The sequence below is a fragment of the Arthrobacter sp. UYCu712 genome, from assembly GCF_040547005.1.
Lineage (GTDB): Bacteria > Actinomycetota > Actinomycetes > Actinomycetales > Micrococcaceae > Arthrobacter.
The window spans coordinates 14424-27012 of sequence record NZ_JBEPOZ010000014.1 but is presented as its reverse complement, the minus strand read 5'-3'; the positions used below and the strand labels follow the sequence as shown (position 1 = coordinate 27012).

At 67.8% G+C, this 12589-nt stretch carries 12 protein-coding genes; 8 read left to right on the top strand and 4 right to left on the bottom strand.

Features of this window, described 5'->3' with window-relative positions:
* Window positions 1–3: 3 nt before the first annotated feature.
* Complete coding sequence (locus tag ABIB51_RS14265) at window positions 4–819, bottom strand: class I SAM-dependent methyltransferase (RefSeq protein WP_354189082.1); 816 nt, start codon at window positions 817–819, stop codon at window positions 4–6.
* A gap of 100 nt (window positions 820–919) precedes the next feature.
* Window positions 920–1429, bottom strand: a complete 510-nt coding sequence (locus tag ABIB51_RS14260) for a MarR family winged helix-turn-helix transcriptional regulator (RefSeq protein ID WP_354189080.1) — start codon at window positions 1427–1429, stop codon at window positions 920–922.
* A gap of 207 nt (window positions 1430–1636) precedes the next feature.
* Here ABIB51_RS14260 and ABIB51_RS14255 point away from each other — a divergent pair, with 207 nt between their 5' ends.
* Window positions 1637–3841 carry an MMPL family transporter gene (locus ABIB51_RS14255; protein WP_354189078.1) on the top strand — a complete coding sequence of 735 codons (2205 nt, stop codon included), beginning with the start codon at window positions 1637–1639 and terminating at the stop codon, window positions 3839–3841.
* 40 nt (window positions 3842–3881) lie between these two features.
* Here the strand turns inward: ABIB51_RS14255 and ABIB51_RS14250 are convergent, their stop codons facing one another.
* Window positions 3882–4838, bottom strand: a complete 957-nt coding sequence (locus ABIB51_RS14250) for an NAD-dependent epimerase/dehydratase family protein (RefSeq protein WP_354189076.1) — start codon at window positions 4836–4838, stop codon at window positions 3882–3884.
* 123 nt (window positions 4839–4961) lie between these two features.
* Here ABIB51_RS14250 and ABIB51_RS14245 point away from each other — a divergent pair, with 123 nt between their 5' ends.
* The 7 genes from ABIB51_RS14245 to ABIB51_RS14215 all read left to right on the top strand — a co-directional run bounded on the left by ABIB51_RS14245 (window position 4962) and on the right by ABIB51_RS14215 (window position 10910).
* The gene (locus ABIB51_RS14245) at window positions 4962–5729 is read left to right on the top strand and encodes a TetR/AcrR family transcriptional regulator (protein WP_354189074.1); all 768 of its coding nucleotides are present in this window, start codon (window positions 4962–4964) and stop codon (window positions 5727–5729) included.
* Window positions 5730–5821: 92 nt separating this feature from the next.
* Entirely contained in the window at window positions 5822–6199 is a 378-nt protein-coding gene (locus tag ABIB51_RS14240; protein ID WP_354189072.1) for a hypothetical protein, read from the top strand.
* 263 nt (window positions 6200–6462) lie between these two features.
* Entirely contained in the window at window positions 6463–8325 is a 1863-nt protein-coding gene (dnaK, locus tag ABIB51_RS14235; RefSeq protein WP_354189070.1) for a molecular chaperone DnaK, read from the top strand.
* A 2-nt stretch (window positions 8326–8327) separates the two neighbouring features.
* Entirely contained in the window at window positions 8328–9002 is a 675-nt protein-coding gene (locus ABIB51_RS14230; RefSeq protein ID WP_354189068.1) for a nucleotide exchange factor GrpE, read from the top strand.
* A 227-nt stretch (window positions 9003–9229) separates the two neighbouring features.
* A complete protein-coding gene (locus tag ABIB51_RS14225) occupies window positions 9230–10219 on the top strand; it encodes a DnaJ C-terminal domain-containing protein (protein WP_354189066.1) in 990 nt (329 codons plus the stop codon).
* A gap of 15 nt (window positions 10220–10234) precedes the next feature.
* Entirely contained in the window at window positions 10235–10657 is a 423-nt protein-coding gene (locus ABIB51_RS14220) for a heat shock protein transcriptional repressor HspR (protein ID WP_354189064.1), read from the top strand.
* Between the two features lie 7 nt (window positions 10658–10664).
* Window positions 10665–10910, top strand: a complete 246-nt coding sequence (locus tag ABIB51_RS14215; protein WP_354189212.1) for an ester cyclase — start codon at window positions 10665–10667, stop codon at window positions 10908–10910.
* A 134-nt stretch (window positions 10911–11044) separates the two neighbouring features.
* Here the strand turns inward: ABIB51_RS14215 and ABIB51_RS14210 are convergent, their stop codons facing one another.
* Window positions 11045–12574 carry an NAD-dependent succinate-semialdehyde dehydrogenase gene (locus tag ABIB51_RS14210; RefSeq protein WP_354189062.1) on the bottom strand — a complete coding sequence of 510 codons (1530 nt, stop codon included), beginning with the start codon at window positions 12572–12574 and terminating at the stop codon, window positions 11045–11047.
* Window positions 12575–12589: the final 15 nt, after the last annotated feature.

Sequence of the window (12589 nt, the reverse complement as noted above, 5' to 3'; positions counted from 1 at the left end):
GAGTCAGGCCCGCGCGATCACTTCGCCGTTGGGGATCAGGAACCAGCCGTCGTCCGTGGACCCCCAGCGGTGCCAGCCCGCGGAGATCCGCGCCAGGTCTGACGCCGTGGCGAAGCCGTACTCCAGGGCCTGGTCCGCGAAGGCCGAATGCAGCACCCGTTCGCCCCAAACCCGGGCCTGCCAGCGCCGCTGCTGCGCGGTCGCGTAGAGCCAGTTGCTGCTGGTCGGCGCGACGTCGGCGAACCCGGCCGCCTGCGCCCAGGATACGAGCCGCCGACCGGCGTCGGGCTCGGCGCCGTTCCGGCGCGCGATCCGCTGATAAAGCTCCATCCATTCGTCCAGCTCTGCGACGACGGGGTACCAGCTCATGCCATGGAAGTCGGCGTCGCGTACGGCCACGATCCCGCCGGCTTTGGCCACCCTGCGCATCTCCCGGAGCGCGGCCACCGGATCGGTGAGGTGCTGCAGCACCTGGTGAGCGTGCACGACGTCGAACGTCTCGTCCCCGAAATCAAGGTCATAGATGTTGCCGGCGACAAAGCGGACGTTGGCCACCCCGCGCTCCGTGCCCAGTGCGCTCGCACGGCTGATGATCTCGGGTGAGCGGTCCAGACCGGTGACCTCGCCGGGGGCAACCAGTCCGGCGAAATCGCAGGTGATGCTGCCCGGCCCGCAGCCGACGTCGAGCACCGACACCCCCTCCGTCAGGTACGGGAGCACGAACGCCGCGGAATTCTCCGCCGTCCGGGAGGCGTGCGCGCGGACCACTGACTCGTGGTGGCCGTGGGTATAGACATCGTCGGGCTGTTGGGCACTCATAAGGGAACGCTACGCCGTCCCCGCCTGGAATTGGCCCAACTGGCCCGCACTTGTTGTCGTTTGGACACCCCGAAACGGCAGCAAGTGCGAGCTACCCGGGTTACGGCGAGGGTGTGCGGGAGCCGTCCTGGGCCGCTTCTTCTCCGGCGCGGACGGTGGCCTCGATCATGGCATTCATGAACCGGGTGGCGACCTCCAGTTCCCCCGGCGAGAAGTCCTGCATCGCGGCGCCGATGTGCCGGGCCAGCGGCCGGAACATGGCACCGCCATCGCGATAGGCCTTGGGGGTCATCCGGAGCTGGACCTGACGGCGGTCCGTGCCCTGCCGTTCCCGGACCACATGCCCGGACTTGTTCAGTCTGTCGATCAGGGCCGTGGTGGCGGGGGAGCTGAGGTGGAGTTCCTTGCGCAACACGCCCGGGGTGACCACCTGGTTCTTGGCGGTGTGCTGCATGATCACAGCGAGGGCGTTGAGGTCGGTGCGGTGCATGTCGTTGCTGCTGCCCGCGGCATCGACGTAACGGTTGGACTCGAGGCTGAACTCCTGGAGCAGATGGACCAGCGGCGGCGGTCCGGCGGCGCCGGGACGTCCCGGTGCTTCAGCTGTCACGGCCGGCCTCCTTTCTTGCTCTGCTGTTTTCCGCTGCGCGGGGTACCTTCCCCGGTGTCAGCGCCCTCCGGAGTTTACTTCAGGCACCGCTGCAGGGGCCTGTCGGGATCTTGCGGTCAAAATCATTCACAGCTGTTTATCTCTATCATGGAGATAGTCTATGATGGATTCAATTCTACTCTTCCGAGGCCGCACCCGAAGGACGCCATGAAACACAACCTCAAGCACTCCATGCGTGTTCCGTTCTGGCTGCGCTGGCTGGTTCCCGTTGTTCTGGTGGTCGCCTGGCTGGCCATTGCCGGGATCGGCGGACCCACCTTCGGGCGGCTGGGCGAGGTCTCCTCGAATGACCAGGCCTCCTTCCTGCCAGCGAGTGCCGAGGCAACAGCGGCGCAGGACTGGCAGGCCAAGTTCCGCGATTCCAAGGAGATCCCGGCCGTCATCGTGATCGAGGGCGATTCGGCCTTCACCCGGGACCAGCTGGGCCAGGTCGCGGCGCTCAAGGGCAAACTCGAGGCCCTGAAGGTCGGCAGCACGGTGATCGGTCCGATCCCGTCCGAAGATTCAAAGGCTGTGCAGTTTGTGGTCCCGATCGATTCTTCCGGCGTCGTCAAGGATGTCGTCAAAGAGCTTCGGACGGAGGTGACCGCGTCCGCGCCGGAGGGCATGCGGACCTTTGTGACCGGACCCGCCGGCCTCACCGCGGACCTCGTCAGTGCTTTCGCCGGCATCGACGGCATCCTTTTGCTGGTTGCCCTCGGGGCTGTGTTCCTGATCCTGCTGATCGTCTACCGCTCGCTGCTGCTGCCGATTGCCGTGCTGTTCACCTCGGTTTTCGCCCTGTGCGCAGCCATCCTGCTGGTCTTCGGCATGGCCAAGCTGGGCTGGATCCAGCTCAACGGCCAAAGCCAGGGCATCCTCTCGATCCTGGTGATCGGTGCCGCCACGGATTACGCCCTGCTCTATGTGGCTCGGTTCCGCGAAGCCTTGACGCACACCGCCAACCGCACCGCCGCCGCGCTCACGGCGTGGAAGAAATCATGGGAACCCATCCTGGCGTCCGGTGCCACGGTCATCATCGCCCTGCTGTGCCTGCTGTTCTCGGACCTCAACTCGAACAAGGCCCTCGGACCCGTGGCGGCCGCGGGAATCCTGTGTTCCCTCTTTGCCGCGCTGACCCTGCTGCCGGCGATGATGGCGTTGCTGGGCCGGGTCGCGTTCTGGCCGTTCCGCCCCAAGCTGCTCCCGGACACCGAGCGGGAGCCTGAGCTCGTCACCGGGCTTGAGGGCCAGAAGGGCTTGTGGCGTGCCACGGGCTCCCTCGTTTCCCGCCGGCCGCGGACCGTTTGGGTCGCCTCCGTGCTGCTGCTCCTGGTTGCCTCGGCCGGCATCCTGCAGCTCAAGGCCAACGGCGTCCCTCAGACCGACGTCATCCTCACCGCCTCCAACGCCGTCGACGGCCAGGACGCCCTGGCCCGGCACTTCGACGCCGGCTCCGGCAGCCCCGCAGTGATTGTCGCCGACGAGGCAAAAGCCCAGGATGTGCTGGCCAGGACCAAGGCGGCCGACGGCGTGGGCGACGCCTATCTGCTGGCCGAGGGCAGCGTGCCGATCGTTACCGGCGCACCGGGCGCCCCGGCGGCTCCGGCCGTCCGGGACGGCAGAGTCCTGATCAACGCGACGCTGAACTTCGCCGCCGACTCCACCGACGCCGAAAACGTCGTGGTGAACCTCCGCCAGGAACTCAAGAAGGTCGACGGCGGCGCCCTGGTTGGCGGCGTGACCGCGACCGCCCTGGACACGAACACCACCGCCCAGCGTGACCTCGTCACCATCATCCCGGTAATCCTCGCGGTCATCCTCGTGATCCTGCTGCTGCTGCTGCGCTCCGTACTGGCACCGGTGATGCTGGTCCTTTCCGTGGTGCTGTCCTACGGCGCCGCGATGGGCGTCTCTGCCGTCGTGTTCAACCACATCTTCGGATTCCCGGGAGCCGATGCCACGGTGCCGCTCTTCGGCTTCGTCTTCCTCGTCGCACTGGGGGTGGACTACAACATCTTCCTCATGAGCCGGGTCCGGGAGGAATCCCTCAAGCACGGCACCCGGGCAGGCATCCTGCGGGGCCTCGGCGTGACGGGCGGGGTCATCACGTCCGCCGGGGTGGTCCTCGCAGCCACCTTCGCGGCCCTCGGCGTCATTCCGATCATGTTCCTGGTGCAGTTGGCGTTCATCGTTGCCTTCGGCGTGCTGCTGGACACCATTCTGGTCCGCTCGCTGCTGGTGCCGGCCCTCGCCTTCGACATCGGACCGAGGATCTGGTGGCCGGGCAAGCTGGGGCGCCCCGAGGCCGACGCAGCCGGTGCCCGTCCGGCTGCAGCGGAGCCGGAATCCGCGGAGGCCGGGGTCCGCTAGCCGGAACCCCGCTCCCGGAAACCCCCGACCGCAGCTGCCGTCACTGTCCCTGGTCCCCCCACCAGGCGACGGTGGCGGCGGCTGCTTCGCGCAGAGGCGTCGGCTGGATCCCCAATGCGGCCTCGCTGGCCCGGGAGTCCATCACGAAGGGGCGCTGGAACTGGTAGAGCGTCTCCGCCAGTTCCCGCATGGCGGGCGAAAACAGCGCCATCGCCTTCACCGCCCATCCGGGTACCGCAGCGACACGCGGAGTTCGGGCGCCGGCCGCCGCGGCGAACGCTCCCGCGATCCCGCGCTGGGTCAGCGCGGGTCCGGTGGGTGCATGCCATACCCGGTTCCACTGCTGAGGCCGGTCCGCTGCCGCGATCATGGCGGCCGCAAGGTCCGGGACATAGGTAAAGGAATGGGGCTGGTCCGCCCGTCCGATCATCCGCATGGGCCTGCCGGTCACGACGGGACGGACCATGCGCTCGCCGGCGTGCGCGTTGCGGACCCGGGGGCCGAAGAAGTCGCCGGCCACCACGCTCGCGGTGGCGGTGGCGGATGCCGCGCGGGCCGCGAGCAGCGCGGTCCGGACGCCGCGCTTGCCGCCCTGCGCCTGCCGCGGGCCCTCCTCGGTCATGATGTGCTCCGGCGCGCTGTAGGAGTACAGGCTCTCCGGGAAGACGACGACGGCGCCCGCCCCGCCCGCCGCTGCGAGCACACTTTGCTCCGCCGCCGGCAGTTCCGTCGCCCAGACGCCGGCGTCATACCGCGAACCGTGGATACAGTGGAAGACGGCGGTGGCGCCGTGGAAGGCCCCGCCGAGCCGGGCGGGGTCCGAAACATCGATGGCCATTTTCTCGATCAGCGGATGCGTGGGACCGCTTCCGGACCTCGTCAGGATGCGCACGCGGTGGCCCGCGCCGGCCAGCTGCTCCGCGACCGTCCAGCCCACCGGGCCGGCTCCCGTGACGACGTAGAGCCGGGAGGGCCCCGCGGTTTCAGATTGGGACATTCCATTCTCCTTTTGCATTGCGAGAGCAGTGCTCTCAACTTCAGGATGGACCCCGGGGCGGAACTAGTCAAGAGCGGTGCTCACATTTGTTGACAGTGCTCTTGTTTGTGAAATGCTGGACGCATGCCAGAGGACAGCATTGACTCCGCCCGCCCCGCCGCCGCGGCTTCCGGACCCCGCACCCCGCGCGAGCGTGCCCGCGCCCGGACCGTCTCCGACATCATCCGGTTGGGCCGGGAGCACCTCGCGCTGCACGGGGCTGCCGCTCTGTCACTCCGCGCCGTAGCCCGGGATCTCGGCGTCGTGTCCTCGGCGGTCTACCGCTACGTCGAGAACCGGGAGGAGCTGCTGACCCTTCTCCTGATTGACGCGTACAACGAGCTTGGCGATGAAGTGGACGACGCCGGGGCTGCGGTGCCGGCGGCAGACTTCGGCGGCCGCTTTGTGGCGCTGGGCCGCGCCGTACGGGACTGGGCGCTGCGCGAACCGTCGCGCTACGCCCTTCTCTTCGGCAGCCCGGTGCCCGGTTACCGGGCACCGGCCGGGCGCACCACCGGTCCCGGGACCCGGGTGGTCGTCGCCCTCATGACGATCCTCGACGACGCCTTCCGCGCCGGGCAGCTTTCGGTGGAGGGCCGGCGGCATCCTGCCGTGGCCGCCGGCCTGACCGGGGACCTGGCGACCATCCGGGCGGAGTTCGCGTTGGCCGTGCCGGATGACCTCCTGGCCCGCGGCACCCTGGCGTGGACGTCGCTCTTCGGTGCCGTGAGCTTCGAAGTTTTCGGCCAGTACGGCGAGGAAACGTTTACTGACCGGGCCGAACTGTTCGGCCACCATCTCGCCGTGCTCGCCGAGGTCGCCGGGCTGCCGGCAGCCGACGCCGCCCCGTGAGCCACATTCCTCTGTTGCCTCCCGGCGGTGCTCGATAGACTGCCCCTGCGCCCGCTTGGGTGTGCCCGATGCTTCCAGGGAGGATTCCAGACATGTCCGAAAACAGCGAGTTTGATCGAACGGCAGCGGAAGCCGAAAGTGAGACTGCAAAAAAGGCTCTGGACGACCAGGCCGCCGAAGGCCAGTATGTCGAAGGAGACTACGGCGCGGCAGGCACGGCCGGGGAGAACCCGCCGACCGCGGAGGCGGGCGAGTATCCGGCAGGCGACTATGGCGCGGCGGGCACGGCCGGCGCGGCGGCCGTCGGCGACGAGGAGGGCGACTATCCCGAGGGCGACTACGGCAAGGCCGGGGGTGTCGGCGGCGCTCCCGTCGCCGCAGAGGAGGGCGACTATCCCGAGGGTGACTACGGCGCTGCAGGCACTACCGGCGAGACAAAGGCCAAGGACCCGGACCGCGACGACCGCTAGCCGGGCGACGAGGGCAGGCCCGGCGGGGTTCGCGGACAGCGAAATAACCTCCCGGCCGGGGCGGGAGGGCCGGAAATCCGCGAGATTCCGGCCCTCCCCGCAAAGGTTCCTTTTGTTCCGGATCCAAAGTTGAGTCACCTACGCTCAACTTGGATTGACTTTGATTCCGGTCTGAGTAAAGTTGAGTGCAGATCGCTCAACGGTCGGATCCCCGCGATCCGCAGCCATCTCAGCAAGTTTCCACGGAAAGAAGGAAGCCACACATGTCACGTGCAGTAGGTATCGACCTCGGAACAACCAACTCCGTCGTCTCCGTTCTCGAAGGCGGCGAGCCCACCGTCATTGCCAACGCCGAGGGTGGCCGCACCACGCCGTCGGTTGTTGCTTTCTCCAAGTCCGGCGAAGTCCTGGTCGGCGAGATCGCCAAGCGCCAGGCCGTCAACAACATTGACCGCACCATCGCTTCCGTCAAGCGCCACATGGGTACCGACTGGTCCGTCGCCATTGACGACAAGAAGTACACCGCGCAGGAAATCTCCGCCCGCATCCTGATGAAGCTGAAGAACGACGCCGAGTCGTACCTGGGCGAAAAGGTCACGGACGCCGTCGTCACCGTTCCGGCGTACTTCAACGACGCCCAGCGCCAGGCCACCAAGGAGGCCGGCGAAATCGCGGGCCTGAACGTCCTGCGCATTGTCAACGAGCCCACCGCGGCCGCCCTGGCTTATGGCCTGGACAAGGGCAAAGAAGACGAACTCATCCTCGTCTTCGACCTCGGCGGCGGAACCTTCGACGTCTCCCTCCTCGAAGTGGGCAAGGACGAAGACAACTTCTCCACCATCCAAGTCCGCTCCACCGCCGGTGACAACCACCTCGGCGGCGACGACTGGGACCAGCGCGTCGTTGACTACCTGCTGGGCCAGCTCAAGGTCAAGGGCATCGACCTGTCCAAAGACAAGATCGCCCTGCAGCGCCTGCGTGAGGCATCCGAGCAGGCCAAGAAGGAACTCTCCTCCTCCACCAGCACCAACGTCTCCCTGCAGTACCTCTCCGTCACCCCCGACGGCCCGGTCCACCTGGACGAGCAGCTGACCCGCGCCAAGTTCCAGGACCTGACCAAGGACCTCCTGGACCGCACCAAGAAGCCGTTCCAGGACGTTATCAAGGAAGCCGGCATCAAGCTCTCCGAAATCGACCACATCGTGCTCGTCGGCGGGTCTACCCGTATGCCGGCCGTCTACGACCTCGTCAAGGAACTGGCCGGCGGCAAGGAGCCCAACAAGGGCGTCAACCCGGATGAGGTCGTCGCCGTCGGCGCCGCCCTGCAGGCAGGTGTCCTCAAGGGCGAGCGCAAGGACGTGCTGCTCATCGACGTCACCCCGCTGTCCCTCGGCATCGAGACCAAGGGCGGTGTTATGACGCACCTGATCGAGCGCAACACGGCCATCCCCACGAAGCGTTCCGAGACCTTCACGACGGCCGACGACAACCAGCCGTCCGTGGCCATCCAGGTCTTCCAGGGCGAACGTGAGTTCACTCGCGACAACAAGCCGCTTGGCACCTTCGAGCTGACCGGCATCGCTCCGGCTCCGCGCGGCGTCCCGCAGGTCGAGGTCACGTTCGACATCGACGCCAACGGCATCGTGCACGTCTCCGCGAAGGACAAGGGCACCGGCAAGGAACAGTCCATGACCATCACCGGCGGCACCGCGCTCTCCAAGGAGGACATCGACCGCATGGTCCGTGACGCCGAGGAGCACGCCGCCGAGGACAAGGCCCGCCGCGAGGCAACCGACACCCGCAACACGGCCGAGCAGCTCGCCTACTCCGTCGACAAGCTCATCGCAGACAACGCCGACAAGCTGCCCGAAGAGGTCAAGACCGAGGTCAAGGCCGACGTCGACGCCCTCAAGAAGGCACTCGAAGGCACCGATGACGCCGCTGTGAAGACCGCGTTCGAGAAGCTGCAGGCTTCCCAGACCAAGCTCGGCGAGGCCATCTACGCCCAGGCTGGTTCCCCGGACGGCGCCACCGGCGCCCAGGGTGCACCTGCCGGCGAGCAGGCTGCCGGAGCCGACGAGGACATCGTCGACGCCGAGATCGTTGACGAAGACGAGAAGAAGTAATCATGCCCCATCACGGTAACGAGGAAGAGCACGGTTCTTCGGAGAACCGCAGCCACGGCAACGAGCAGGAGAACGAGCCGCAGAAACCGGTCATCCACGACAACCGCAAGGTTGATCCGAAGACCGGCCAGGCCCGCCATCCTGACCAGAAGCACCACGCCGCAGGGGACACCGAGTCCGGGGACGCACTGTCCCAGGCCGAGGACATCCTGAACAGCGTTGAGGTTCCGGCCGAGGAATCGGTGGCGCAGGGCGTTGACGCTGCCGCAGCGGAGGAGCTCAGGAATGACCTCCGCCGGCTGCAGGCCGAGTACGTCAACTACCGCAAGCGCGTCGAACGCGACCGCGCCGTGGCAGGGGAGATGGCCGTCATCGGCGTCCTGAACTCCCTGCTCCCGGTACTGGACGACGTCGACGCCGCACGCCAGCACGGTGACCTCGCGGACGGCCCGTTCGCCGCGATCGCAGCCAAGCTGGAGAACGCGCTGAAGACCTACGGCCTGGTGCGCATCGAAGAGACCGGTGTGGAGTTCGATCCCAATATCCATGAGGCCCTCATCCAGCAGCCCGGCCCCGACGTCGAGTTCGACACCGTCAGCCAGGTCCTGCGCTCCGGCTACAAGTCCGGCGACCGCGTGCTCCGGGCAGCACAGGTGATTGTGGCCGTTCCGGAGTAGGTTGCGTTCGGCGCGACGCCCCACGCCTTCGCGGATGAGGGGGCACCGCCCCTCCGCCGGGTGGCCAAGGATCTGCGATCCTCGGCCACCCGGCTCCGGCAGCGGATATTGGGCTTCCCAACACTCGCAAGCTCGTGTCGGGGCCCTCGGCCAGATCCTTAGATGCCACTCCCGGGCCCCCTATCCAGCGGAGCTCCAACGCAAGCAGAACGAGAGAGGAAACGCCATTGGCTAGCCAGGACTGGGTGGACAAGGACTTCTACAAGATCCTTGGTGTCGCCAAGGACGCTTCCGACGCCGACATCAAGAAGGCCTACCGGAAGCTCGCGCGGCAGCACCACCCGGACACCAATGCGGGGGATGTCGCGTCGGAGAAGAAGTTCAAGGACATCTCCGAGGCTTACTCCGTGCTCTCCGACCCCGATGAGCGCCAGCAGTACGACGCCATCCGGGCCATGGGCGGAGCCCGGTTCGCCCCGGGCGGCGCAGGCGGCGCCGCGGGCGGCAACGCCGGCTTTGAGGATCTCTTTGGCGGCCTCTTCACCGGAGGCGCCGGACGGCATACCGGCGGTTACAGCACGTCAGGCGGCATTCCGCCCGAGTTCGCGGACCTGTTCGGCGGGGGCGGAGCCGGCGGTTTCGGTGGCGGGCAGAACTTCCAGCGCGGCCCGCAGAAGGGTGCGGACCGTACGGCGTCGACCAGCATCTCCTTTGCCGGCGCGATCCGCGGCACCACCATCGGCCTGCGTGAACCGGACGGCGAAGTCATTGACGTCCGCATCCCGGCCGGCATCAAGGACGGCCAGAAGGTCCGCGTCCGCGGCAAGGGCCAGTTCAGCCCCGCCGGGTACGGCGACCTTATGGTTACGGTCTCGGTGAAGCCACACGAGTTCTATGTCCGCGACGGCGACAACCTGCGCATCCACGTTCCTGTGACGTTCCCGGAAGCGGCCCTGGGCGCCGACATCGAGGTCCCGACCATCGACGGCGACACGGTCAAGGTCCGGGTTCCGGCCGGCACTCCGTCAGGCCGGACCCTCCGGGTCAAGGGCCGGGGTGTCAAGCACGCGAAGGCCACCGGAGATTTGCTGGTGACGATCGACGTCGCCGTTCCGCGGAAGCTCAACAAGGAAGCGGAGGACGCCGTGAAGGCGTTCGCCGCGGCCACCGACGGTGAGGACGTACGCACCGGCCTTGCAGCCAAGGCCCGGCTGTAGGAACGGGATCCGGTCATGGACATCGAATTCGACCAGCCGATCTTCGTGATCTCCGTTGCGGCGGACTTAGCCGATATGCACCCGCAGACCCTGCGGCAGTATGACCGGATGGGCATCGTCTCGCCGAGCCGTGCCCCGGGGAAATCGCGGCGGTATTCCCAGCGTGATGTCATGATGCTCCGCGAAGTGCAACGGCTCTCGCACGAAGGCGTGTCCCTCGAGGGCATCAAACGGATCCTGCAGCTGGAGAACCAGGTGGCCGCCCTGCAGCGCCGGGTCGGTGAGCTGACCGAGGAGCTCGCGCGGCGCCGGCAGCCCCTGGACGCCCGCGTGTTCGCGGCCGGCACAGCGGGCGACGTCGTCAGCCTCGCCCGCGGCAAGCGGCCCCGGGCCCGCTCCCAGGCTTTGGTGGTGTGGAGGCCGCGCGGGACCGACTGACCTCTTGGTGGCGGACACCGCGGCGTGGTCGAGGACGCCGTGGTCGAGGAGACAAAGTTGCGGGCGGGTCACGTGGCGGGGAACCCACGCGGGAACGTTCCTGGGGCTGCCGGCCACCGGCAAACCCGTGACGGTCACCGCCATGCACCTGCTTCTCTTCGAGAACGGCCTGGCCGCCGAGTGGTGGGCCGTGCCCGATGTCTATGGTGCGCTCACAGGCCTGGGCGCCCGGTTCGGACTCCCGAAGGGCTGACCGCCCAAACAAGCAACGCGGGGTCACATAGGTCCGTCCCGGGGCATTCATCGGCGCCAAGGGACCCCCTATCGCCGTCCCTGACGTCCGCGAACAGCCGGGACTTCCTGGCCTGGAGCGCCATCACGTAGCGCTCAGCCGGCGTAGGGGTCGGCGATGCCGATGTACTGCGTGGTTGTGTATTCAGCGATGCCTTCGGAGCCGCCTTCGCGGCCCAGGCCGGACTGTTTCACGCCGCCGAAAGGTGCTGCGGCGTTGGAGATGACGCCGGCGTTGAAGCCCACCATGCCGAATTCGATCTGCTCGGCAACGCGCAGCAGCCGGTTGAAGTCGCGGCTGTAGACATAGGACGCGAGGCCGTATTCACTGGCGTTCGCCAGCCGTACGGCGTCCTCCTCGGTGCTGAAGGTAGTGATGGGGGCGACGGGGCCGAAGATTTCCTGCTGGAGGATAGCGGCGTCGTTCGGCACGTTGGCGAGCACGGTGGGAGGGTAAAAATAGCCAGGCCCGTCAACCGGGGAACCGCCGGTGACGGCGGTGGCTCCGGCCTCGACGGCGGCGCTGACCAGGGCGTGCACGTCGTTGCGGGCGCCGGCGTCGATCAGCGGTCCCACGCGGGTGGCGGGTTCCGTGCCGCGGCCGGTGGCCAGCGCGCCCATGGCGGCGGCAAACTTCCGGGTGAATTCGGCAGCGACGGAGGCCTGGACCAGGAAGCGGTTCGCGGCCGTGCAGGCTTCGCCCATGTTCCGCATTTTCGCGGCCATGGCGCCTTCCACGGCTTTGTCCAGGTCTGCGTCTTCGAACACGATGAACGGTGCGTTGCCGCCGAGTTCCATGGAGGTGCGCAGGACGTTCTGCGCGGCGTCGGCGATGAGGCGTTTGCCCACCGGCGTCGAACCCGTGAAGGAGACCTTCCGCAGCCGCGGGTCGGCGAGCAGCGGGCCGGAGATCCGGGCCGCGCTGCACGAGGGGAGCACGTTGAGGACTCCGGCGGGCAGGCCGGCGTCTAGCATGGTCTGGGCGAAAAACTGGGCGGTCAGCGGCGTGAGTTTGGCGGGTTTGAGGACCATGGTGCAGCCGGCGGCCACGGCGGGGGCGACCTTGCGGGTGGCCATGGCCAGCGGGAAGTTCCAGGGCGTGATCAGCAGGCAAGGGCCGACCGGTTTGTGCTGGACCAGGATCTTGTTCTTGCCTTCGGGCGTGGTGAGGTAGCGGCCGTAATCCCGGACGGCCTCCTCGGAAAACCAGCGCAGGAACTCGGCACCGTAGGTCACTTCACCCCGTGCTTCGGCGAGCGGCTTGCCCATTTCCAGGGTCATCAGCAGCGCAAAGTCGTCGGCGCGTTCGGTGACCAGGTCAAAGGCGCGGCGCAGGATTTCGGCGCGTTCCCGGGGGGCCGTCCGCGCCCAGGCGGCCTGGACCTTGTCGGCGGCGTCGAGCGCGGCGAGGGCGTCCTCGCCGGTGGCGGACGCGAGGGTGGCGAGTACCTCGCCGGTGGCGGGGTCGTGGACGTCGAACGTGCCGCCGTCGGACGCCTCCCGCCATTGCCCGCCGATGAGCAGGCCGGTGGGGACGGAGGCGACGAGCGCGGCCTCCCGCTCACGGGTGACGGCAGGGGCCCCTGCTGGGGACGGTGCCGGGGACAGTACAGGCGCGGTGGTCATGGGTGGGTCTCCTCA

Excerpts from the sequence above, each read along its gene's own strand:
- ABIB51_RS14265 (WP_354189082.1), bottom strand. The coding sequence starts at position 819 with ATGAGTGCCCAACAGCCCGACGATGTCTATACCCACGGCCACCACGAG.
- ABIB51_RS14255 (WP_354189078.1), top strand. The coding sequence starts at position 1,637 with ATGAAACACAACCTCAAGCACTCCATGCGTGTTCCGTTCTGGCTGCGC.
- ABIB51_RS14250 (WP_354189076.1), bottom strand. The coding sequence starts at position 4,838 with ATGTCCCAATCTGAAACCGCGGGGCCCTCCCGGCTCTACGTCGTCACG.
- ABIB51_RS14245 (WP_354189074.1), top strand. The coding sequence starts at position 4,962 with ATGCCAGAGGACAGCATTGACTCCGCCCGCCCCGCCGCCGCGGCTTCC.
- ABIB51_RS14240 (WP_354189072.1), top strand. The coding sequence starts at position 5,822 with ATGTCCGAAAACAGCGAGTTTGATCGAACGGCAGCGGAAGCCGAAAGT.
- dnaK (WP_354189070.1), top strand. The coding sequence starts at position 6,463 with ATGTCACGTGCAGTAGGTATCGACCTCGGAACAACCAACTCCGTCGTC.
- ABIB51_RS14230 (WP_354189068.1), top strand. The coding sequence starts at position 8,328 with ATGCCCCATCACGGTAACGAGGAAGAGCACGGTTCTTCGGAGAACCGC.
- ABIB51_RS14220 (WP_354189064.1), top strand. The coding sequence starts at position 10,235 with ATGGACATCGAATTCGACCAGCCGATCTTCGTGATCTCCGTTGCGGCG.
- ABIB51_RS14210 (WP_354189062.1), bottom strand. The coding sequence starts at position 12,574 with ATGACCACCGCGCCTGTACTGTCCCCGGCACCGTCCCCAGCAGGGGCC.